This is a genomic window from Psychrobacter sp. TAE2020 (assembly GCF_018919485.1).
Taxonomy (GTDB): domain Bacteria; phylum Pseudomonadota; class Gammaproteobacteria; order Pseudomonadales; family Moraxellaceae; genus Psychrobacter.
This window is the reverse complement of sequence record NZ_JAHLMU010000001.1, coordinates 2,000,813-2,022,890: the sequence shown is the minus strand read 5'-3', so window position 1 is coordinate 2,022,890 and position 22,078 is coordinate 2,000,813. Positions and strand designations below refer to the sequence as shown.

The window sequence follows — 22,078 nt, the reverse complement described above, 5'->3', positions numbered from 1 at the left end:
CGTTAAGAACTTCTAATCACTGTCGCCGCTTTAAATGAAAATAATTATTTGATCGCTTAATATTTGGGCAAATAATAGCGCTAGCGGGGTTTTATTCAGCCATAAAAAAACGCCATGACTGGCGTTTTATAGTTAACATTAAAAATAAAAGCTAAAAATCAAACTTTAAAGTGAGTAAGCTCATAGCCCAACTGTTGATAGCGCTTATATTTTTCTCGACCTTGTTGCATGCTGGTAGTATCAGGTTTGATAATCTCCAAAATACGAGTCGGTAAAGTGTTACTAGTAGTGCTCATAAAGTCGTTCACCGCGCGAGTAGTAGTATTAAGGACAATGCCCTTAAACTGGCTCGGTAAGTAATCGCCTAATAGCACTGGCGCTAGCAAATCATCAGTAGCAGGCGCAGTAGAGCTAGCTACTAATAACTGATGGGGAATAAAGCTAACGGCTTGTTGCGACCATAGCGCCTCATCAAGCTCATTAAGCAAAGACTCGTTATCGATTAGTAACAATAACGACTGCTGACTTTTATTCAGCGCTGTTTGAACCAGCTGACTTATAAAGCCTAAAAAATCTTGCGCCTTATGGTCACTCAGTACATAAAAGCTAACCGGTAGCTTATTGCCATTAGTCACATTATTTACAGTAGTTTGATAGGTCGACATAAACGGTTATGCCATATCCGCAGCGTTCTTTAGATACTGCATAAATAGCGGCACTGGACGACCAGTAGCTGCTTTTTGTGCACCAGAAATCCAAGCAGTACCAGCGATGTCTAAATGCGCCCATGCTTGACCTTCTTCAATGAAACGCGATAAGAAGCAAGCGGCTGTTGTTGCCCCTGCACCTTTACCACCAATGTTTTGCACATCAGCGATAGGCGAGTCAATTAGCGACTGATAAGCATCATCCATCGGCATGTGCCAGACCAAATCACCAGACTGATTGCTAGCGTTTTCTAATGCAAACAACACATCTTCATCGTTACTGAATACGGCTGAACGCACATGACCAAGCGCCACTACACAAGCCCCAGTCAAAGTGGCCACATCGATGATAGCTTTTGGCTGATAGCGTTGGACATAGCATAAAGTATCAGCTAGCACTAAACGACCTTCAGCGTCGGTATTAAGAATTTCGACTGTTTTGCCATTCATAGCTGTGACGATATCACCAGGACGAGTGGCATCACCTGAAGGCATGTTCTCAGCACAAGCTAGCGCACCAACAACGTTGATAGGCAGACGAGCTTCACACAAGGCTTTTAAGGTACCTAATACCGCAGCAGAACCGCCCATATCGAATTTCATCTCATCCATAGCCGCACCTGGCTTGATTGAGATACCACCTGAGTCAAAAGTGACGCCTTTACCGACTAGGACGATTGGGGCATTATCGTTGACCACTTGGCTAGCAGCTTTATTAGCTTTTTTGCCAGCGCCTTTAAGTGGTAGCTTATCAGCAATAGCTTTGAGGCTGCCGCTAACTTTTGCGGCACTGTTAGGAGTAGCTTTTGCACTGAATTTTGACTTGCCTTGATACTCCATGATGACCAGCTGACCCTCTTTAGTAGAGCCTTGTGACACTGACAAAAAGCAGCCCATACCTAAAGCTTGCATCTCAGCTTCACCTAATACCGTCACCTTTAACACATCAGAATGCTCTTTGGCTAAGGCTTGTGCTTGCTCTGCCATATAAGCTGGGAAACAAATATTACCCGGCTCATTAGCCACATCACGAGTCAAGGTTTGACCAGCGAATACGGCTTGCGCAAAGTCTAGCGCAGGCTGCAAAGCAGCATCAGCCAGCAGATAGATATCGGTTAACACGGGCGTTGCTTTTTCTGACTTGTACTTGTCAAAACGGTAAGTAGCGGCTAATAGATTGAGAGCAAATTGACCGAACTCACTATCTTGTAAGCTATCAGCCAAAGCAACAGTAATAGAAGTTACTCGCTTTTGCGTGCTTTGATAAATAGTGTTAGCGATTTTTTGTAGCGCTGCGTTGTCAAGCTTATCAACATTACCTACGCCTACTAATAGCAATTGTAATGGGTTTTGTTTAGTGGTTTTTTTATCACCAGCTAAAGCATAATCAGCGACTGTTTCGCAAGCTTTACCAGTGAAATGAGATACTTCGATTAGTTGCTCAATACGTTGTTGATAATCACTTAGCGTAGCTTGAGCTAAGATATTTTTCTTATCGTCAACTAATACTACTAAGCAAGCTGAGTCTTTATCATTGGCTTCTTTTTTTAGTATTTTTTGGGTATGAGTTTTTGGTAAATAATCAGTTAGTTTAATATTCATCTATTATTGTCCTTATTAGAATGTTTGATTTTTATGCTAGTTAAGCAATTACGGCAGTGTAGCATATCAAAACAGCAGTGCGCAGTCAGCAAGGGTTAGGTAATGATTTTGAACGTCTCTGTTGCACACTGCGACCATTATGGCGAGTCACATCCTAGTTATTAACCAAGTCATCAGTGGCTACTAAGGCTGCAAACCGATCTTGTAGCGCCGCCATAGCGGTATCGTGGACGATATTGGCAGCGATAGTTTCTCCTCTAACATTAGGCAAGTCGCGAGTGGCACAAGCATCATGACAAACAAAACTTTCAAAACCTAAGTCAAAAGCGGCTCTTACACTAGAGCTGATGCACATATGACTCATAAAGCCGGCAAAGATAATCTGTTGCTTACCAGTAGCTTCAATAAGGCTCTGTAGCGCAGTATCATAAAAAGCATTAGGGTGCTGCTTAGTAATAGTTTTTTCACTATCTAGTGGCTGCAAACTATCAACAATAGCTACGTTCGCGGATAAAGGGTCAAAAACATTGCCGTTAGCTGCGCCGTGATGGGCAATATGAAAAATAGGCACAGCATGGTCTCTAGCTTTGTGCAGTAGCAAACGTGCATTAGCAGTAGCAGCAGCGCCTAGCTCTCCTAGAGGCATGGCACCGTCCACATATTCATTCTGAAAATCGATCAATACTAGAGCACAGTTTGACCAGTCTAGTTTATTAAACTGACCGCCAGCCAATTCAAGTAGGGTGGCAGGGGCGAGGTTAGACATAATATTCTCCAGCAGTTAATAAGTGTTATGAAGCTAAATTCTAACAACTATTTATCAGCTTATCAGAGCTCGATACTAAGCATACACAAACCTTTTAAATGAACTACAGTACAAGCATTAGTAATGTTATTGAACATCTTTTACCGTCATATTTTTATAAAAATATGCTAGCATTAGCAGTCGCCGTTATTACTTATAATTGAAACGGTTTAATTTATACAAAATTCATTCTTGCTGGCTCTTAAATAAATATCCGTAACAATCAATATACACCCTATTATATATAGGTATGCTTTCTTATAATGGCATTATTGGTGCTATCCATTTACATTTTCTGAGCCTAGATCTCTGTTTATTCCTATTATTAATAGATAAGCAATTCACCGTACGACTGCCAACTATTAAGAGTAACTATTGTGATATTACGCCGCTACATGACTAATCAGGTTGCCTCAACCACCGCTTTAGTATTGGGGTTTTTGATAGTGATGATGCTGGGTGGACGTTTGATACGTTATTTCGGTATTGCTGCTGAAGGCCGCTTAGATATCAGTCTGTTATTTAGCATTATTGGCTATAATCTGCCTTATTTCTTAGAGCTTATCCTACCATTAGCCTTCTTTATTGCCTTGATGTTGGTATTCGGCCGACTCTATGTCGATCAAGAGATGGCCGTTATCAATGGTAGTGGTGTCTCACGTGGTAAGCTGGCGCGCTTGATGACCCCGCTTATTTTGGTATTATTTGTTGTTGAAGCAGGCTTATCAGTAGTAGGTAAGCCTTGGGGCGTGCGCTCCTCTGAGAGTGTCTGGCAGCAGCAAGCCTTGACTAGTGCCTTTGACTTAATCCGTCCTAAAGAGTTTATCAGCAGCGGTAATTATCATCTGTATGTAGGCAGTCTTAGCGATGATAAAAAACAGTTGCAAGATGTGGTGCTAATTCAAAGTAAAGACGATACTCAAGCTAGTGGTAAAACGGCTATATATGACAGTGCTGAGTTGGCAGATTCGCTTACTACTGAGGGGGCAGCGCAAGCGGCTGTCAGAGCGGTTAACAGCAACCAAGCTATCAGAAAGGATACGATCACCCTCGCCAAACGTGCTGAACAAGTCGATAATGGTGCTGACGGAATCACCCAATTGGACTTGTTCCAAGGGCGACGTTACGAAGTAGGTGCTGGCAGTCTCAAGTATAACCAAGTGGGCTTTGATCGTTATCGCATTACTTTGACTGAGTCATCGAAAGAAGTAGTGACCGAAAAAAATATTGAGACTCAAACGCTGCGCCCTTTATGGCAAGCAGCAACGGCTAGTGCGCAGGTTAACAGTACTAGCGCTATGTACGCCGCACAAGGCGAGTTGGGCTATCGATTTGCATTGCCTTGGTTGATGATAATTGCCCCTATGTTGGCAGTACCTTTGGCGCAAGTACGGCCACGACAAGGGCGCTGGCTACGCTTATTCCCCGCAGTGCTATTGTTTGTCAGCTGTGCTCTAGGTATCATTTCGCTAAAGAATCCGGTGAGTCAAGGTAGCATCAGTGTATGGTCTTATGCGTGGCTGATAGTAGGGTTTATAGCACTAGCGCTGTATATGAATTGGGGTAGTCGTATTCAACACCGATTGCGGGTCCGCCGAGAAGACAGTGATTCGATATCTAATAATCCTAATCAACAGGCCAATAGTAGTAATGGCTCAAATAGAGGGCAGTACTAATGCGCTCTTTGTTTAGCAACAGCGCCGCTAACGCGAATAAGTCTAACAGCTCGTATAGTAATCTAAAAGTGCTGAGTCGCTACGTCAAGCTCAATGCCTTATTAGCTATTATTGCCGCTATCATAGGATTGTGGGCACTACAAATAGTCTTCTCCTACTTATCTGAGCTTGACTCACTAAATGACAGCTATACGATGGCGGAGGCGCTCAAGTATATTCTGTATCGCTCACCTTATTTTTTAGAGGAGTTTATCCCGACTGGGGCGCTGCTAGGAGCAGTAGTAGGTTTAGGACTGTTAGCTAATAAGAGCGAGCTGGTGGTGATGCGCGCCTCAGGAGTCAGCGTCTATCGTATCGTTAGTTGGGTATTGCAGCCTGCCTTAGTATTTGTGCTGTTAGCCTTAATGATCAATCAGTTCATACTGCCTACCAGCAATCAGTTGGCCCACGAGATTAATAATAAAGACCATGACGTGTCGATTACTACTGTGCGTGGCTATTGGACAGTGCAGCCGCGATTTGCCACTAGTGATAGTAGCAGCGAAGACCGTAATTCGGACACTACAGACGCTCAGCCAGATGGCAGCGATATTCTATATATTGACTATGCTGATGCAAAAGGTAACATCGGTGAGGTCAAGCGTTGGCATCTAGATAATAATGGCAACCTACAAACCGCTATTCGTGCTGAAGGCGGCAAATATATTGGTCGTAAGCCTATCGATTCGAACAGCGATTCCCCTAAGAAGTACAATTATGAGTGGCAGCTGAATAATATGACTAAGCTGAATATCAGCCAAGGTTTTGAGGCTAGTCAAGCTAAGTCACCATCGGATACTCTAAGCTTACCTTTTGCCCCAGAGTCGGTTTATTTGCTGACTCGTGAGGCTGAAGATTTATCATTGACTCAGCTATATGAGCATAAGCAATTTATGCGTGGGCAAGGGCAGCGCTCATTAAATCATGAGCTAGCATTTTGGCAAAAGCTGCTATCACCGTTATCTATCTTATCTTTAGTGATTGTCGCTTGCTCATTTGTATTCGGTTCGCTACGTACTCATAGCTTAGGCTTGCGCATTGTCGTGGCCTTATTATTTGGCTTATTATTTAGCTACCTGCAAGACTTAGTCGGTTTTGTGTCTTTGGCTACTGGTTTCTCACCACTATTAATGGTGCTGTCACCGATCATCGCTAGTGCCTTGTTAGGGCTTTATTTGCTTAAACGCCAGATGTAGAGAGCTAGGTTGTACTAGAGTTAGACATAGAAAAGCACGCTAAGACTGAATTGTTTTAGCGTGCTTTTTTTGACTTAAAGTCACTCTTTTTACTACTCTATGGTTAGCAATTAGTCTTTGGTCGCCATAGTAATAGTATAAGTTTTGCCTTGCTTGATCTTTTCGCTGTTCCCGAATACTTCCGTGAATGAACGCTTCATAAATTGACGCAAGCCATTGATAGTTACTACATAAAAACGGCCGCCTTTATGCATGCGTGCATGGGCATCGAGAAAATACAGATAATGCTGCTCTTTACCTACTTTAGCCGGCAAGTTCGACATCACTAAGCTGAAGTTTTTATCTTTAGCCACATGATTAAAACCATTAGATAAATGTACATCGACGTTGTCTAAACCATTCTTCTCACAGTTAATACGAGCATATTCTACTGCCATAAAGTCTTTATCGATTAGCGTATGCTGACCATTCGGGCACTCGCGCGCTGCTGCCATACCTAGTACGCCATAACCACAGCCTAGATCTATCGAGTCATCATCCGCTTCAAAATCAATATAATCCAGCAGCATTAAGCTACCATCATCAATCTTTTGCGGTGAAAAAATACCCCAAGTAGTGGCAAAGTCAAAAGGCTTACCCAATACGTCTTGGCGAAAGTTAATATCTTCGCGCCAGTGTTTGGCTTTTTCTAACAGTTCAGCAGGAGGTCTATGGCTCATTGTATTCTCGGATATTGGCTATAAAAAGGGAGGCGTGCTGAGCTCATTATCATTAATAAACAACCAGCTCACAAGTTATGACCGCTATTGTAACGATAAAAAGGCAGTTTTGCAGCTACGTATTAAGAGAATTGCGTGGATAGAAGTTAATCTCGTCTAGCAGTGAGGTGAGTTAAAAGCTGGCAGTATGCTTAGTTATAAGTTATATAGCAGCTAATCGCGCCTTTCGCTTATATCTGCACCCCTAGGCAGGGCGGTCACTAGTGGCTGATGGCATTCCTGTATTCTCGATACTACCTTCAGCCAAGTGTCCGCAACCTGCCTAGAGGCACAGGATACCGCTGCAGTCACGGCTAAAATGCTCTTTAAGGCAGCGGTTATTTTATTTGCTTAAGCTTTAAATCTATAACTGAATATTCTGTTAGTGCTATAACCACGCTACCTACTGCATATCAAGTTAATTTTGATGTAGGCTGGGTTTTTAACCCAGCAAGATCTACGGATTAAACTTAAAGTCTTGATTAAAGCAGAATTTCCGCTCAGTGTCGTATGGGGTGATTTTTTTAGCTTAATTATTAATTCGCTGGGTTAAAAACCCAGCCTACGCGCTAATTCAATTCTCGGTAAGCCTCGCATCCGCGCTCTTCTTGATTCTCACAAGCTTTACCAAACCACTCTATAGCCTTGGTCTTATCCTGATCTAAACCCTTTCCATCATAGTACATTTTGCCAAGCCTAAATTGCGCAATTCCTTCTTGCATACCAGCTGCTTCTGTATACCATTCAAACGCCTTCTTATAATTCTGCTTAACACCACGACCCTCTTCATACATAGACCCGACAGTATATTGCGAAAATGTATTGCCTTGCTCGGCTGCTTTTTCATACCATTCAAATGCTTTTTTGTCGTCTTTAAGCACACCTTTTCCTTCATCATAAATTATACCAAGAGCTTTTTGAGAATTAAGGTCGCCTTGCTCAGCAGCTTTTCGATACCATTCAACTGCTTGATTGAAATCTTGAGAAACGCCTAAACCGCTAGCGTACATCCAACCAACAAAATATTGAGAATCTTCATTGCCTTGATAACCTGCTCTCTTGAACCATATAAGTGCATTGGTATAACTTTGAGTGACACCTTCACCAAAATAATAAGCTAAACCGACGCTTTTTTGTGCATCACTAAAACCTTGGTTAGCGGCGGTCTGATACCATTTAAATGCTTTAGCCTTATCCTTAGATACACTTATACCTTTATCATATGCTTCTGCAAGCTTGTACTGAGCCTCTACAAGCCCTTGATTAGCTGCTTTTTCAAACCACTCAAATGCCTTTTTATCATCCCTAGGAATACCTTCATTATCAAAATCGTCTCCAACATAGTTGTCTAACCCTTCAAGCTTGTTAGCCATTCTAATCATATCTCGTCTATTACCCTGACCTTCATAGTACATAGTTGCAAGACCAAGTTGAGCATAAGCATTACCTTGCTTTGCTAAAGATTCAACTGTTTGAAAGTATGTTGCCATGGAAGGAAGCGTAACTCCCAATGAGAAAACTATGACTAAAATTCTGTAAAAGGAAATATTTTTTAAAATTTTCATTATAGTTTCTCGTCCTTAGAAGCATTATTATGATGAAATATTTAATAAAATAAGAACCCTAACCCCGCGGATGATGTTCAGCATGCAACTTCTGCAATCTAGCGGTCGCCACATGAGTATAAATCTGGGTAGTCGATAAATCACTATGCCCTAGTAATAACTGGACGCTACGCAGATCTGCACCATGGTTTAATAAATGAGTTGCAAAGGCGTGGCGTAAAGTATGCGGAGACAAATCTTTATCGATACTGGCAATTTTGGCGTACTTCTTAATCAAATACCAAAAGTTTTGCCGGGTCATATAGCCCCCTTGAGCCGTCAAAAACACTGCTTGGCAATTGCCTGCTTTTAAATGAGCGATTAGGTCGCTACGACCATGAGTTAAATAATCCTCAAGGGCATCCGCCGCATATTCACCTAACGGTACTAAACGGGTTTTATTACCTTTACCAGTGATTTGTAGCCAGCCGGCATTTAAGTTGACTTGTTCTATTGATAAATTGACCAGTTCGCTAACTCGTAGACCACAAGCATAAAGCACCTCTAACATAGCCTTATCGCGCAGTCCCAGTGAAGTGCTGCTATCAGGCGCAGCCAGTAAGTTGTCGACATTAGCTTCCGACAAGTCTTTGGGTAGGGGACGGCCAATCTTCGGGGTTTTTATACGCTCGCAGGGATTATCTTCACGCAAGTTACTAGCAATCATCCATAGATAGAACTGACGTAGGCTGGAGAGCATACGGGCTTGAGTGCGTGGGGTTTTGCCCTCGACGGCCAGCACAGATAAGCAATGCAGCACTTCATCAGACTGCCAGCGAGTCAGGGCGCTATGACTAGTTTGTTCACAAGAGCGCAGATCACGGACATAAGCATTACGGGTGCGTGTCGCTAAACCACGCGCTAGCATCGCTTGACGAAATTCGGTGATATAAGTCGGTTCATCCTCTACGGCTAGCGCTTTTGGTTGGCGCTGCTGTACAGCGCGATCACGGCTCATAAGACAATACTCAGTGGGTGTAAAGACAGAATAGCATAGCTAAGGGCTTTAGAAGATTATCACTTAGCTATGCTAATAACACTAATGATGCATCGATGCTCAGCATGTTAATAGAGAATTGATAGCGTACTTATCATACTTTAGGAAAATTTTGTTAGATAGTATTTGCTAGATAGTATTTATGTTTTTTATAGTTTGTCACTGAGACTCTACGCAGGTTGCAAGCACCATAGTGAAGTAACTTCGCTACTGCGTGCAGCAAATAATGGATCAGTGTCGTCTTGACTACGGCCATGCTTAGGACGAGTATCGAGACGATACTTCACTGCTAAACCGGCAGCTGCAAACCAGCCTAATAACTCATCACGTGTTCGCAATTGCAAATGCTCCGCTAAGTCCGACAGAATCAGCCAAACCTCTCCTTGCGCAGCTAAGTGCTGTTTTGCACCCTGCAAAAACCCACGCAACATCGCACTATTAGCATCATAGACTGCATATTCTAATGGTGAGCTTGGCTTAGCGGGTAACCAAGGGGGATTACAGACAATCAGATTGGCCAAAGGTGCCGCAGTAGGGAACAAATCTGCTTGTTGTAACTGCACATTAGATAACCCTAAGCGCGTAAAGTTCTCACTGGCACAAGCCATAGCGCGCGGATTTAAGTCCGTCGCAATCACTTGCTTTAGTCCACGCTGCGCTAAGATAATAGCTAGTAAGCCTGTGCCGCTACCAATGTCAAAGGCCACATTACAACTAGCTGGCAGTGGGGCGTCGAGTAATAGCTGCACATACTCATGACGGGTTGGGGCAAAGACCCCATAATGCGGAAAAATCGATAAGTCCAAGCCCTTAATCGGGACTCCTTTGGCACGCCACTGTGCTGCCCCCAAAGCACCTTGCAGGTCACGAAACGATAATAAGCAAGGTTCATCTAGCTCACCAAAAGCAGCGGTACAAGCAGCCGTCAGATCAGGGGCCCGACGTAGCTGGCTGCTATAACCTGGAGCAAGCTCTAATAGCAAACGGCTTAATATTCGTGAGCGCTGGGCTTGTGCTTGGCGTTGCTGATGAAACAAGTTGGGTATCTGTTTTGCTGTTGCTAAGGATTGGTTTGTAGTGTCATCAGCATTATCAGCCGCAGTAGCTGCTTTTGCTTTGCTAGTTTTGCGCTGTTCAGAACGTTTATTAGTACGCTCAATACGCCGAGTGAGTGCTTGTAGTAATTGTCGGGCATTATGAAAGTCACCATTCCATAGCAGTGAAGTGCCTTCGCAAGCTAAACGGTAAGCCTGATCTGCGGTAGTCTTATCATCAACCAACACAATACGTGCAGGCGGTAGCTGATTGCTCTCAGATAACCAGCAAGCACTGCGTGAGTTTTGGTTTTGTTGCCAATGCACATACTGCTTTTCTGTTGCTAACACGCGGCCTACCTTTAACTGGTGAATGATTTATTGTCTATAGCACAAAGCTAGCTTGCTTCTATATGTGGCGCCGTAATTCAAGCGCGCCATAGCTAGCATTTATTACCTTAAATATCGGCAAGTTAATAAGCGCTAAATAGTAACTATTAAGCGCTCTTTTTCTTTACTAGATAGCGATAAGTTGGTGTGGTATCTAAGGTTTCTTGATGAACAAGGGTATGACCCAAATGGCGACAAAAATTAGGAATATCGCGAGTGGTTGCCGGATCAGTGGCGAGTATTTCGATAATATCACCAGCATCAGCTTTACGGATAGTTTTATGCAGCATCATCACCGGCTCAGGGCATATCAGCCCTTGAGTGTCCAAATGATGGTCAATAGCAGTGTCGGGGCTTAGAGTTGTCATAGTTTTAGTATTACAAATTAATTAGAATAAATAAGTTTAGAAAGTATTTTATAGCTGAGTTTTTTCAACCAATAGCATTATTAACTAGTATTTTATAGCACTTCTTCGGTATCTTCGAGCTCATCTTGCAAGGCTAAAAAATCAAAAAATCGCTTAAAGTTAGACTTGAATAAAAACGCAACGCCAAGCCAGCAAGACAGTCCTAACCAAGCAGTATCTGCAAAGATCAAGCCACCGACAAGAATGATAGCAGATACCCCGATGCTCATAATAACCATCGACGCTTGACTAAGTCGATAGCGATAGATAACCAACGCATCATAAAGGGTGATGGGGATAGTAAGGGCAATCAGCGCATAAGGTAGATTAAAAAATAGCCGATATAGTAGGGCACTGTCATGGAACATCTTGATGCTAGCAATAGTGCCAAACACCATAAAAGCGATAATCGCTGCGTACAGCAAATAGATCGCTATTTGATTGGCCCGTTGTGCGCCTTTGATGCGAGCTATGGCAAGTGGGGCAAAGCCATGCTGGGTTGCTTGCTCTGAAACAGTAGGCATAATTATTAGCAGTTTATCCGGTTAAGTAATGAGGCTTTAAAAGCTAGCTTATCGTTCTATTAATCGGCGTTATTGGTTGTTCTATTACTCAGCCTTAATAGTATCAATCGCCAGCGCACTATCAGGATCAGTAAAGTAAGTAGATAGCAGGATACAAGCTGAAATATCATCAATAGGATCGCGCTCATGCTTAATCCAGCCTTGTTCCCATGCTATTTCACGTGCTCCTACTGAGGTCAAACGCTCGTCACACATTTTTACCGTCACTGGCAAATGTTGCTCGACTAACCGATGCGCCAAGCGCCGAGCAAACTTATTCGCACGCTTGGACAGCATAGAGCTACTGCCATCCATATTTAATGGCAGACCAACGATCACTTGGGTCACGCCCCAAACTTTTATAATTCCTAATAGGTTATCCCAATCAGGTTGGCCATTGTTCATCACTAAAATATCAAAAGCTCTGGCGGTCTCAGTAATCGTATTACCAAGCGCCATGCCCATCTTTTTGACCCCATAATCTAAGCCTAAAACCAGATGGGGCTTAATAGTAGAGACATCTACACGTTGATCGATTGTTTCGGCGAGCACATTACTATCCAAAGGGCAGTCCTACGTTTCTATTATTAGTTTAATGCAATTCAGTTTAACTTACTTTTACTAACTGATATCAGCTATTTGGCAGTATCAATGGCAGCAATAGCTATTTTTACTGTTGCCTCAGGCATGACCAATATCACTACTGAGATAGTCAAAGTTAACGCCAATTTTATCAGCAGCTAAATGCCAACGCTCATCAAAGGGGGTATCGAATAATAGGGTTAAATCAGCAGGGCAGACTAACCAGTCGCCATTGTTTAACTCTTGCTCTAACTGCTTTCTACCCCAGCTGGCATGACCCAAGCACAGTTGATAATGTCCAACCCCTTGGCCAGCAGCAATACGCTTGAGAATATCTTGACTAGTAGTGATGCAGACATTCTCTGATATGGCGAATGAAGAGGCCCAATCAGGTTGACCAGTATGCAGTACAAAACCAATCTCAGGATACATAGGGCCACCTTCTAAGGCCAAGTCATCCATCACTTGTAAGTCAGTGACTTCAATATCTAAGTCTTCCAGCAGTTTACCCACACGAGACTGCTCAAGCGGACGATTGACCATCAAACCTAAGGCTCCATGCTTGTCATGACGACAAATATAGATCAGCGCTTGTTCAAACCTTGGGTCTGACAATTCTGGTGCTGCGATTAAGAAGTGATGAGTCAAATTGGCTTTAGACATAAGGACAGGCGCAACGTAAGTAAGAGAATGGAGACACTACTATATGGCGATAGTAACTAATAAATCAACATATGAAATGCTGGCTCAGCAGTAATTAATCAACTAGTAGCTTAGCTAAACGCTATTTAGCTAAAGTTAGCAATATTCGACATCAGCTAGTTATTTAACATCAGTGAGCAAACTACGAGCGTGATCACGAGTAACATCAGTAATGATCAGCCCACCTGACATACGTGCCAGCTCATCGACTTGCGCTTCTTCAGTCAGGATCACCAACTCGCTTTGGGTCTGCTCATGATGATGCTTTTGTACTAAAATATGCTGGTGCGCTTGGGCGGCTACTTGTGCTTGATGGGTGATGGCTAGTAGCTGTTGAGTTTGACCCAAAGTGCGCAGTAACTCGCCAACCACTTGCGCAGTACCACCACTGATACCGACATCGACTTCATCGAATACTAGCATAGGTTTAGCGGCATTATTGTCAGCATTAGTCACTTGTAGTACTTGCATCACTAGCGCCATGCGTGACAGCTCACCACCCGAGGCGATCTTATGCAGCGGTTGCATAGGCATGCCAACGTTAGCACTAAACAGCAGATCGATATCATAACAGCCTTGGGCATTGTACTGAGCAGAGTCTCTAGCAGTGAATACAAACTCACAGCGCGCATTAGGTAAGGCTAAAGGTTGTAGTTGCGCCACCAGCTGATCGCAAACAGTAGGCGCCGCTTTAGTACGCTTAGCATTGAGCTTATTCGCCAACTGCAGATACTGTTGCCAAGCCTCTTCAATCTGTGCAGCAAGCACATCGCTACTAGGCTCATTTTCTAATAGCTCTAACTGTTGTTGCCAAACTTTTGCTTCCACAATTAAGTCATTCGCCGGCAAGTTGTGCTTACGTGACAAGCGATGACCAAGACTAATCAGGCTATCTAGCTCCTGCAAGCGTTCAGGATCAGGTAATTGCTGCTCAGCATAATCAGAAAGTAATGTAGTCACCTCAGTGATCTGTTGCTGGGCCAAATGTAGCTGCTCTGAGACTTGTCCAAAGGTTTGACTAACGCTTATCTGATGGTCACAAAGCTTGATCGCTTGCCCAAGCAGAGTCATGACGTCAGGCTCATCGGTATCGTTATCGAGCAAGTGCAAACCATGGCTGGCCTCTTGCATTAAAGCCTCGATATTAGAAAGTTCTTCATGTTCTGACTCAATATCACGATAGTCGACACTTAATAGTGGGGCGATATCACTCAATTGGCTGTGTAGCAGTTGGATACGATCTTGGCGTTGGGCTTGGCGATTAGCGATATCTTCAGCTCGGCGTCTTAACTGTTGATACTGTTGGTAGCTGCTGGCAGTTTGTAACGCTAGAGCAGTTATCTGCGCCATTTCATCGAGCCATTGCACCACAAATTGCGGTTTGAGTAAGGCTTGTTGGGCGTGTTGACTATGAATATTTACTAGCAGAGCGCCTAAGCTCTTTAGCTCCGCCAAGCTAACTGGCGTGCCGTTGAGCCAAGCTTTTGAGCGACCATTGTTGCTAAGCTGACGCCTTATTAATATCTCTTGATCATCCAAAGTACGCTCATGATCTTTGAACCACTCGGCGACTACGCCATTGGCCGTGACGTCGAATTGGGCATAGATATCGGCGTGATCAGCTCCGTGCCTAACCATAGCACTATCGGCACGTTCGCCTATACACAGTGATAAAGCATCAAGTAATAGCGACTTGCCTGCACCTGTTTCACCAGTGATGACATTGAAGCCTTCAGCAACGCTTAACTCATGCTTAGCAATTAGCGCAAACTGGTATAAGGTTAATGATAAAAGCATCAAAGCCTCTCATGATGAGTTACTAATCTCTAATTAGTAGCTAAAATATTTAGGATGTTATGCAAAATAATATTACTAAAAAACTTAAGAAAAGATCAGTGCTTTATGGTGTCAAAGCGTGCCAAATACAAATCAGTTTTCTGTCAGGGTTGGTCTAAATTAAGATAAGGATAATTTGTGCATCAACCTACCGCTTACCTTGTAAAACATACCGTTCAACCTAGGTTTTTAGTATCAATCACTATAGTCATTAGCCAGTATTCTATAGATATAAACTAGAAATAGACAGTCATCTAATGGCAACATATAAGCCTTACTATGGTCGATTAGTCCTTGCTAAATCTACTTAGAAAACTATATTTTTAGTCACACAATAACAAACTTTACAGACGTAATGTGGTAGCATAATCTCACCTAATTGCAAAATAGTCACATAAATACTTCAGGCACCCTGTAGCTTAGTAAGCCGTATACAGCTTATATAGGTTACCCATAAAGTCATATTAAGTATATAAAACAGTAACTTAGTTTTGAAATATATAATATCCAAGTAGTAGATCATATAGACTCTATAACTTAAGCAGTTGCTATATAAAGTTTATTATTACAAGCCAGTTGTTATTTTGGAAATAGCCACTCAAGATGTTTTTTGATTGTGAGAATGATCAATAGCTATAACTTATTACCAAAGCTGAGTATTAAAACTAAGCATCAAAGCAAGACTTATTTTTTAGTTTAGCACTAATTATTTGATAAGGAAGCCACTATGACAGCGGCACAATTTACTAATGTAACCGTAAACACTCAGGCAAGCATATCGTATGACGGGCGTTGCTCAAGTCATACTGTTATGTTCGAAGATGGTCGTCACAAGACTTTAGGCGTTATTCTGCCGTCAGATACTACTGTCGAGCAATATCACTTTAGTACTAATACCTCAGAGCGTGTTGAGATTATCAGCGGAGAGTGTGAAGTCAAAATAAATGGCGACGAAGAATTTTCCTATTATCGCGCTGGCCAGTCGTTCGTAGTTGAGGGCAATAGTAGCTTCAATTTACGTACCGAAGAAATCGTACAATATGTCTGCCATTTAGAAGGCTAACTTTGGGCTTAGTTGCTGAAGTTACCTAGCTACTCTTACTTGGCTAGCTTAATGGCAAATAATTTTAGTCAAAATATTAAATTAACCGGAAACAAATAGGATTATTATGATCTTGTTTGTTTCTTTTTGATTGGTCTAGGCTAATAGTATTAGATTAAGCACCGTAGCAACTCCAACTTCTAATAGCAGTCACAAATTTTTAGCATCTCGCTTGTGCTACTCTCAATTATAACTTAATCAATCGGCAGGACTATTATGGCAAAACCCAGCTATTTCTACGGTATTCACGCTATCGATGCCTTACTTGACCATCGTCCTCTAGATGCCCTCAGCCTCTTTGTACAGCAAGGTCGTGAGAGCGACAGTAGTGTGCAAGCTATCATCGAGCAAGCGAAAAGCAATGGAGTGAGTATCCAGCCGACCCAAAAAGACAACTTGACTCAGCTGTGTGGCAGTCCTCAGCATCAAGGGGTCGTTCTGCATGCACGCCCTTTGGGTTTCGCTGACGAAGGATTATTAGATACTCTGTCCAAGCGTGACGATTGTTTATTATTAGTACTCGATCAAATCACTGATGCCCATAATTTTGGTGCTTGCTTACGCACTGCAGTGGCGATGGGTGTAGACGCAGTAGTTTGTCCTAAGCATCATGCTGCCAGCTTAACCCCAACTGTGGCCAAAGTATCAGTAGGAGCTGCTGAGATGATGCCTATTATTAGTGTGACTAATTTGGCGCGAACGCTAGCAAAAATCAAACAAGCGGGAGTCTTCGTCTTCGGTACCGCACTAGATGATAATGCTAAGCCCATTCACGCTGCTGATCTAACGGGTAAAACAGCGCTCATTATGGGTTCAGAAGGTGAGGGCATGCGTAGACTAACCACTGAGAGCTGCGACGAGCTAGTCTATATCCCTATGTCGGGCAATGAGTACGGCAACTTACAAAGCCTTAATGTCAGTGTCGCTACTGGCATGGCCTTATATGAAGTTAATCGGCAGCGCACCTTAGCTGCTGAGTAAGGGTCAAGTAAACTTGATGTAAGGGTTCTAGCTGTAGATGCAATGCAGCTAGATCATCATCATTAGTAACCACATCATCAGCATGGATATTACGCTGTTCACGACTAAGCTGATTAGCCATAATAGCTTTGATCTTCGGTACACTTTGAGTATCACGTAAGCTGGCGCGCGTTAGCTGGGTATCTTCTGTAGCATCAATCACCAAAATACGCTGGCATAAATTGGCCAATCCCGCTTCTGCAGCTTCTATTAATAGGGGTGCTGACAATACAACATAAGCGGAGTTACTAGCGGCCAGTTGCTCTTTTGCCGCCTCACGTATGGCCGGATGAGTGATAGACTCAAGCTCCATAAGTGCATCAGGGGAAGTAAAAACATGATTACGAACCGCTGCGCGATCCATATCTCCATTAGCATTAATCACCCAATCACCAAATTTTTTCTGGATTTTACGTAGGGTAGGACTGCCTCTTACTACTACTTGATGAGCAATGACATCAGCATCAATAATGTCGACACCTTGCGCTGCAAACCAAGCACTAGTAGCTGATTTACCACTACCAATCCCACCTGTCAAACCTACCACTAGCCTATTACTCTTAGCTTTGCTAATAGTTTGCGCAGGCGTTATTTGCTGACTTATATTGGACGCTGAAGAGGTACTATTTATGCTCATAAAGGTAACTTATTTGATAAATGAAGGGATAAGAGGCTGCTAACTATCAATGATAAAAATTTTAGCAACTAAGAGTGATAGTTAGCGTAATTTACCATAAATTTAGCTTGAAAAAGGGTTTAAGATTTTAGGTCTAGTAGTTATTAGCTTAACGCTTACATCTAAGAAGCTTGTGGGCATTCCATTATAATATTGTAAAGCACCGCTAGCTAATCATCAGCGCTTATCAGAGATACATATTTAAATACCAACTGGTAATATCATTACCATACAACAAAGCGATGATGCCAGCGATAGCAATATAAGGGCCAAACGCAAAAGGCTTACTTTCGCCATATTTTTTCAGCGAGACTATACCGACCACAGAGCCTAATAGTGATGACAGTAAGATAATAAATGGCAACATTATCGGTCCTAGCCAAGCACCCAAGACTGCTAATAGCTTAAAATCACCTTGCCCCATACCTTGTTTTTTGGTGATTAGATAAAATACTTTTACCACGATCCATAAAGACAAGAATCCCAATAGTAAGCCCCAAATTGATTGGGTTGGGGTGACGAACCAGCCTTGTGAGTTGACTGCTAGGCCCAGTCCAGCTAGTGGAAAAGTGAAGCGATCAGGCAACAGCTGAGTATCGAAGTCAATACCAGTTAGCGCTATCAGAGTCCATACTAGTATTAGTGCTGAGAGTCCAACGGCGCTAACACCAAAGTGATAAATAACCAACCCAGAGAGCAAGGCGGTGAGCAATTCAACGCTAGGGTAACGCAGGCTAATAGACGTTTTACAGTGAGAGCAGCGTCCACGCAACAGTAGCCAGCTAATAACAGGGATGTTTTCATACCACTGTATTTTATGGGTACAGCGAGGACAGTGTGATGCCGGTTTACTTAAAGTAATGGGTATATCTTTAGCAACTATCGAAGTTATAGTCGCGGCTTGATTCTGCGGCATGTCTGGCTGCTGAGCTAAAAATTGACTGCACTCTTGGCGCCACTCATATTGCATCATCAGCGGAATACGGTGGATAACCACGTTCAAAAAACTGCCTACACACAGCCCCAATATAGTGAATGTTATTAGGGCTACAGTCAGATTCAGTTGTAATAATTCGATCAGTTGCATCAAATGTCCAAGGTAAAGTGTCAAGCTTAAGGTTTTAGTTAACAAGCTTTTATTGTAAATAATAAAGCCTTTAGCCTATTACTGAACCCATCTGGAAGATTGGCAAGTACATGGCAATAACTAAGCCGCCCACGAGCACCCCCAGCACTGACATAATAAAAGGCTCCATCAAGCTAGTCAAACCATCAATCGCATTATCAACTTCGTTTTCGTAATAGACGGCTACTTTATCCAGCATTTCCTCTAAGCTACCGGACTCTTCGCCGATGCCGACCATCTGGATGGCCATACTAGGAAACAAATTGGTTGAGCGCATAGAGAACTGTAGCTGCTGACCCGTTGAAACGTCGTTTTTTATTTGCTGAGTAGCATTATAAAACACCACATTATTAGTGGCTCCAGCAGTAGACTGCAAAGCGTCAATCAACGGCACACCAGCAGCAAAAGTTGTCGATAGGGTACGTGAAAATCGCGCGATAACGGCTTGATAAGCAATTTTGCCAAATATTGGGGTTTTTAGGATAGCCCTATCCAAAAGATCGCGCAACTTTTTAGAGCGTTTTTTACCCTCAGAGAAACCGATAGTAGCGCCCCCAATTAGGATGATTAGCACAAACCACCATGCTTGCATCCACTCTGAAATACTGACTACTATTTGGGTAAAAGCCGGTAGCTCAGCACCAAAAGACTCAAATAAATCTGAAAATACCGGCACTACTTTGATCAATAAAATCATAGTAACAATAATCGCCACTACGACCACGGCTATCGGATACTTTATTGCTTTTTTGATTTTTGCTTTTAGGAGCTCGCTTTTTTCTTTATAAGTAGCAACGCGATCAAGCATAGTCTCCAGCGCTCCTGACTGTTCACCGGATTCGACTAAAGAGCAGAACAGGTTATCGAAATATCGGGGATGGCGGCGTAGTGCTGAAGAAAAGCTACTACCTGACTCAATATCAGCCTTAATTTGCAATACCAAAATTTTCATAGTGGGATTGTCTAATGAATCAGCAACGATTTCAAAAGATTGGGTCAATGGCACGCCAGCCTTCATCATAGTCGCCAGCTGGCGTGAAAAAATTGCAATATCGATGGCTTTGATAGGCTTTTTAAATTGGAAAAGTGCCTTGGGCTTTTTTTTGATAGCTTTGACAGTAATACCTTGTTTACGTAAGGTGGCTTTGGCCAGCTCTAAACTCTGACTGGTGGTTTCCCCTTTCACTTTTTGTCCGCGGCGATTTACTCCATCATAGACGAAATCTAGTAGCATATCGGTTTTAACTTTTGCCATCGCTCTGTCCTCGAATTGTGCTAAATAATCATAAGTTATAAGTTATAAGTTATTCCTGTTGAGCTATAAGTAGGCGCTAAACTTAATCAGAAGTAACTCGCATGATCTCCTGAATACTAGTCACTCCATGCAACACCTTCAAAATACCGGAATGACGCAAGTCACGAAAACCATTTTTAACAGCAGCATCTTTTATATCAATGGCGTTACCCTCTTCCATAATGATACGAGAGATATCTGGACTTACTTTCATTACTTCATAAATACCAACTCGACCCTTATAGCCCTCTCGACAGTCACTACAGCCTACTGGTTCATAGATAATATTTTCTGGCATCTCTAGCTGATCTTCAGTAAAGCCAAGCTCTAACAGACTTTTACGTGGCACATCGATGGGCTTTTTACAGTTTTTGCACAGTCGTCTTGCCAAGCGTTGGGCGATAACTAAGTTGACTGAAGTGGCAATATTGAATGAGGCTACCCCCATATTTTTGAGTCGTGTTAGGGTTTCAGGGGCAGAGTTGGTGTGCAAAGTCGATAATACTAAGTGACCTGTTTGCGCCGCCTTAATAGCAATTTCAGCGGTTTCTAAATCACGAATCTCGCCGACCATGACAATATCGGGATCTTGACGCAAAAATGACTTTAAAGCGTTAGCAAAAGTTAATCCTACTTTGGGATTGACGTTGACTTGGTTGATACCTTCTAGGTTAATCTCCACCGGATCTTCTGCTGTTGAAATATTAGTTTCGCCCGTATTAAGAATATTGATACCCGTATAAAGAGATACGGTTTTACCTGAACCAGTAGGACCGGTAATTAATAGCATGCCTTGAGGTTTGCTCAACGCCTCCATAAATAGACTTTTTTGGTCAGGTTCGTAGCCTAAAGCATCGATACCTAACATGGCTGACGAAGGATCTAAGATACGCAGGACAATTTTTTCGCCAAATAGCGTAGGTAAGGAGTTAACCCGAAAATCAATGGCCTTATTTTTGGATAGTTTTAGCTTGATGCGACCATCTTGTGGAACCCGGCGCTCGGAGATGTCCATTCGTGACATTACCTTTAAACGCGAAGCGATTTTATTAGCTAGTTCTACTGGTGGGTTAGCCATTTTTTGCATAATTCCGTCGACGCGAAAGCGTACTCTATAAGTCTTTTCATAAGGCTCGAAGTGTAGGTCGGATGCCCCCATGCGGATAGCATCAACTAGCATTTTATTGACGAATTTCACTACCGGAGCTTCATCGACACTATCGTTAATACGGGTTTCGTTATCGTCCTCTATATTTTTTTCAAAGTTAAGGTTTAGATCGCTATCAGCGAAGCTACTAAAACTTTGCATAGTATCGGCATAGAAACTGTCTATACACTTTTTTAGCTTATGGTCTTCAACTAGCACGGTTTCGATAGACAGCCGTGAGTTAAACGCTATAGCATCTATAGCATCAATGCGAGTAGGGTCACTTAGGGCAACAAAAAGACGCTGACCACGCTTAAAGATGGGCAAAGCGTTGAACTTACGGACGATTTTTTCATCGACTAGTCCTTTAGGGATAATGTCGCTGCTAATAGTATCAAGATCGAATAAAGGATCGCCAATAGACTCCGATAGTAAGCAAGCCAGTTGGTGAGCATCGGCCATCTTGTTATCTACTAAATAAGATACTAGTCCCATTTTTTGCTGTTGTGCTTCAGTTTGGGCACTATGCATATGGGCTTCAGTGACTAAGCCCGCATCTACCAACTGCTGAGCTAGTCCGCCAAATTTGTTAGTGGGAATAGTCATAAGCGCTTTCCTTCAATACAAGATATAGGTCAAGCATATTTATAAGGCTGTGTCTTATCATTTAACTTTTCATCATTTAACTATCGCAACGCTAGCGGTAACGGTATATTTCTAAGCGCAATCAAACGCCTTACTGTTATCGGCTAAATTAAAAGTAGTAGCTAGTAAAGTTATTAATATTTGCCATGCCAGCGCTTGTTTAAATAAGA

At 42.6% G+C, this 22,078-nt stretch carries 20 protein-coding genes; 4 read left to right on the top strand and 16 right to left on the bottom strand.

The window, feature by feature from the left end; translation table 11 throughout:
* Positions 1–158: 158 nt before the first annotated feature.
* The 3 genes from KPY62_RS08230 to KPY62_RS08220 all read right to left on the bottom strand — a co-directional run bounded on the left by KPY62_RS08230 (position 159) and on the right by KPY62_RS08220 (position 3,075).
* Positions 159–665, bottom strand: coding sequence for a DNA polymerase III subunit chi (locus tag KPY62_RS08230; protein WP_216581570.1), 507 nt, complete (start codon positions 663–665; stop codon positions 159–161).
* A gap of 6 nt (positions 666–671) precedes the next feature.
* Positions 672–2,309, bottom strand: a complete 1,638-nt coding sequence (locus tag KPY62_RS08225; protein WP_216581569.1) for a leucyl aminopeptidase — start codon at positions 2,307–2,309, stop codon at positions 672–674.
* 154 nt (positions 2,310–2,463) lie between these two features.
* Positions 2,464–3,075, bottom strand: coding sequence for a cysteine hydrolase family protein (locus KPY62_RS08220; protein WP_216581568.1), 612 nt, complete (start codon positions 3,073–3,075; stop codon positions 2,464–2,466).
* 434 nt (positions 3,076–3,509) lie between these two features.
* On the opposite strand from KPY62_RS08220, the gene KPY62_RS08215 reads away from it, so the two are divergent.
* Entirely contained in the window at positions 3,510–4,790 is a 1,281-nt protein-coding gene (locus KPY62_RS08215) for an LPS export ABC transporter permease LptF (RefSeq protein ID WP_216581567.1), read from the top strand.
* Positions 4,790–6,025, top strand: a complete 1,236-nt coding sequence (gene lptG / locus KPY62_RS08210) for an LPS export ABC transporter permease LptG (RefSeq protein WP_216581566.1) — start codon at positions 4,790–4,792, stop codon at positions 6,023–6,025. Before KPY62_RS08215 ends, lptG begins: the two co-directional genes overlap by 1 nt.
* Before the next feature lie 110 nt (positions 6,026–6,135).
* Here lptG and KPY62_RS08205 read toward each other — a convergent pair whose 3' ends face one another.
* The 9 genes from KPY62_RS08205 to recN all read right to left on the bottom strand — a co-directional run bounded on the left by KPY62_RS08205 (position 6,136) and on the right by recN (position 14,859).
* Complete coding sequence (locus KPY62_RS08205; protein WP_216581565.1) at positions 6,136–6,744, bottom strand: class I SAM-dependent methyltransferase; 609 nt, start codon at positions 6,742–6,744, stop codon at positions 6,136–6,138.
* Between the two features lie 608 nt (positions 6,745–7,352).
* On the bottom strand, positions 7,353–8,348 hold the full coding sequence (locus tag KPY62_RS08200; RefSeq protein ID WP_216581564.1) for an SEL1-like repeat protein: 996 nt from the start codon (positions 8,346–8,348) through the stop codon (positions 7,353–7,355).
* A 58-nt stretch (positions 8,349–8,406) separates the two neighbouring features.
* Positions 8,407–9,345 carry a site-specific tyrosine recombinase XerD gene (xerD, locus tag KPY62_RS08195; protein WP_216581563.1) on the bottom strand — a complete coding sequence of 313 codons (939 nt, stop codon included), beginning with the start codon at positions 9,343–9,345 and terminating at the stop codon, positions 8,407–8,409.
* 209 nt (positions 9,346–9,554) lie between these two features.
* Complete coding sequence (locus tag KPY62_RS08190) at positions 9,555–10,769, bottom strand: methyltransferase (RefSeq protein ID WP_216581562.1); 1,215 nt, start codon at positions 10,767–10,769, stop codon at positions 9,555–9,557.
* A 146-nt stretch (positions 10,770–10,915) separates the two neighbouring features.
* Positions 10,916–11,176 (bottom strand): sulfurtransferase TusA, encoded by a 261-nt coding sequence (gene tusA / locus KPY62_RS08185; RefSeq protein ID WP_216581561.1) that lies wholly within the window; start codon positions 11,174–11,176, stop codon positions 10,916–10,918.
* Between the two features lie 92 nt (positions 11,177–11,268).
* Entirely contained in the window at positions 11,269–11,739 is a 471-nt protein-coding gene (locus KPY62_RS08180) for a hypothetical protein (RefSeq protein ID WP_216581560.1), read from the bottom strand.
* 84 nt (positions 11,740–11,823) lie between these two features.
* Positions 11,824–12,330, bottom strand: a complete 507-nt coding sequence (ruvX, locus tag KPY62_RS08175; RefSeq protein ID WP_324033916.1) for a Holliday junction resolvase RuvX — start codon at positions 12,328–12,330, stop codon at positions 11,824–11,826.
* 129 nt (positions 12,331–12,459) lie between these two features.
* Positions 12,460–13,023: a YqgE/AlgH family protein gene (locus tag KPY62_RS08170; protein ID WP_201623449.1), complete on the bottom strand. Its 564-nt coding sequence runs from the start codon at positions 13,021–13,023 to the stop codon at positions 12,460–12,462.
* 159 nt (positions 13,024–13,182) lie between these two features.
* Positions 13,183–14,859, bottom strand: a complete 1,677-nt coding sequence (recN, locus tag KPY62_RS08165) for a DNA repair protein RecN (RefSeq protein ID WP_216581558.1) — start codon at positions 14,857–14,859, stop codon at positions 13,183–13,185.
* Positions 14,860–15,625: 766 nt separating this feature from the next.
* On the opposite strand from recN, the gene KPY62_RS08160 reads away from it, so the two are divergent.
* Together KPY62_RS08160 and rlmB are read left to right on the top strand one after the other, a co-directional pair.
* Positions 15,626–15,961, top strand: a complete 336-nt coding sequence (locus KPY62_RS08160; RefSeq protein ID WP_216581557.1) for a pyrimidine/purine nucleoside phosphorylase — start codon at positions 15,626–15,628, stop codon at positions 15,959–15,961.
* Positions 15,962–16,216: 255 nt separating this feature from the next.
* Complete coding sequence (gene rlmB / locus KPY62_RS08155) at positions 16,217–16,981, top strand: 23S rRNA (guanosine(2251)-2'-O)-methyltransferase RlmB (protein WP_216581556.1); 765 nt, start codon at positions 16,217–16,219, stop codon at positions 16,979–16,981.
* Here rlmB and coaE read toward each other — a convergent pair.
* The 4 genes from coaE to pilB all read right to left on the bottom strand — a co-directional run bounded on the left by coaE (position 16,950) and on the right by pilB (position 21,869).
* Entirely contained in the window at positions 16,950–17,657 is a 708-nt protein-coding gene (gene coaE / locus KPY62_RS08150) for a dephospho-CoA kinase (RefSeq protein ID WP_216581555.1), read from the bottom strand. The genes rlmB and coaE overlap by 32 nt on opposite strands.
* A 226-nt stretch (positions 17,658–17,883) precedes the next feature.
* Positions 17,884–18,783 carry a prepilin peptidase gene (locus tag KPY62_RS08145; RefSeq protein ID WP_216581554.1) on the bottom strand — a complete coding sequence of 300 codons (900 nt, stop codon included), beginning with the start codon at positions 18,781–18,783 and terminating at the stop codon, positions 17,884–17,886.
* A 70-nt stretch (positions 18,784–18,853) separates the two neighbouring features.
* The gene (locus KPY62_RS08140) at positions 18,854–20,077 is read right to left on the bottom strand and encodes a type II secretion system F family protein (RefSeq protein ID WP_216581553.1); all 1,224 of its coding nucleotides are present in this window, start codon (positions 20,075–20,077) and stop codon (positions 18,854–18,856) included.
* A gap of 82 nt (positions 20,078–20,159) precedes the next feature.
* On the bottom strand, positions 20,160–21,869 hold the full coding sequence (gene pilB / locus KPY62_RS08135; RefSeq protein ID WP_216581552.1) for a type IV-A pilus assembly ATPase PilB: 1,710 nt from the start codon (positions 21,867–21,869) through the stop codon (positions 20,160–20,162).
* Positions 21,870–22,078 lie beyond the last annotated feature (209 nt).

Excerpts from the sequence above, each read along its gene's own strand:
- KPY62_RS08230 (WP_216581570.1), bottom strand. The coding sequence starts at position 665 with ATGTCGACCTATCAAACTACTGTAAATAATGTGACTAATGGCAATAAG.
- KPY62_RS08225 (WP_216581569.1), bottom strand. The coding sequence starts at position 2,309 with ATGAATATTAAACTAACTGATTATTTACCAAAAACTCATACCCAAAAA.
- KPY62_RS08220 (WP_216581568.1), bottom strand. The coding sequence starts at position 3,075 with ATGTCTAACCTCGCCCCTGCCACCCTACTTGAATTGGCTGGCGGTCAG.
- KPY62_RS08215 (WP_216581567.1), top strand. The coding sequence starts at position 3,510 with ATGACTAATCAGGTTGCCTCAACCACCGCTTTAGTATTGGGGTTTTTG.
- lptG (WP_216581566.1), top strand. The coding sequence starts at position 4,790 with ATGCGCTCTTTGTTTAGCAACAGCGCCGCTAACGCGAATAAGTCTAAC.
- KPY62_RS08205 (WP_216581565.1), bottom strand. The coding sequence starts at position 6,744 with ATGAGCCATAGACCTCCTGCTGAACTGTTAGAAAAAGCCAAACACTGG.
- KPY62_RS08200 (WP_216581564.1), bottom strand. The coding sequence starts at position 8,348 with ATGAAAATTTTAAAAAATATTTCCTTTTACAGAATTTTAGTCATAGTT.
- xerD (WP_216581563.1), bottom strand. The coding sequence starts at position 9,345 with ATGAGCCGTGATCGCGCTGTACAGCAGCGCCAACCAAAAGCGCTAGCC.
- tusA (WP_216581561.1), bottom strand. The coding sequence starts at position 11,176 with ATGACAACTCTAAGCCCCGACACTGCTATTGACCATCATTTGGACACT.
- KPY62_RS08180 (WP_216581560.1), bottom strand. The coding sequence starts at position 11,739 with ATGCCTACTGTTTCAGAGCAAGCAACCCAGCATGGCTTTGCCCCACTT.
- KPY62_RS08170 (WP_201623449.1), bottom strand. The coding sequence starts at position 13,023 with ATGTCTAAAGCCAATTTGACTCATCACTTCTTAATCGCAGCACCAGAA.
- recN (WP_216581558.1), bottom strand. The coding sequence starts at position 14,859 with ATGCTTTTATCATTAACCTTATACCAGTTTGCGCTAATTGCTAAGCAT.
- KPY62_RS08160 (WP_216581557.1), top strand. The coding sequence starts at position 15,626 with ATGACAGCGGCACAATTTACTAATGTAACCGTAAACACTCAGGCAAGC.
- rlmB (WP_216581556.1), top strand. The coding sequence starts at position 16,217 with ATGGCAAAACCCAGCTATTTCTACGGTATTCACGCTATCGATGCCTTA.
- coaE (WP_216581555.1), bottom strand. The coding sequence starts at position 17,657 with ATGAGCATAAATAGTACCTCTTCAGCGTCCAATATAAGTCAGCAAATA.
- KPY62_RS08145 (WP_216581554.1), bottom strand. The coding sequence starts at position 18,783 with ATGCAACTGATCGAATTATTACAACTGAATCTGACTGTAGCCCTAATA.
- KPY62_RS08140 (WP_216581553.1), bottom strand. The coding sequence starts at position 20,077 with ATGGCAAAAGTTAAAACCGATATGCTACTAGATTTCGTCTATGATGGA.
- pilB (WP_216581552.1), bottom strand. The coding sequence starts at position 21,869 with ATGACTATTCCCACTAACAAATTTGGCGGACTAGCTCAGCAGTTGGTA.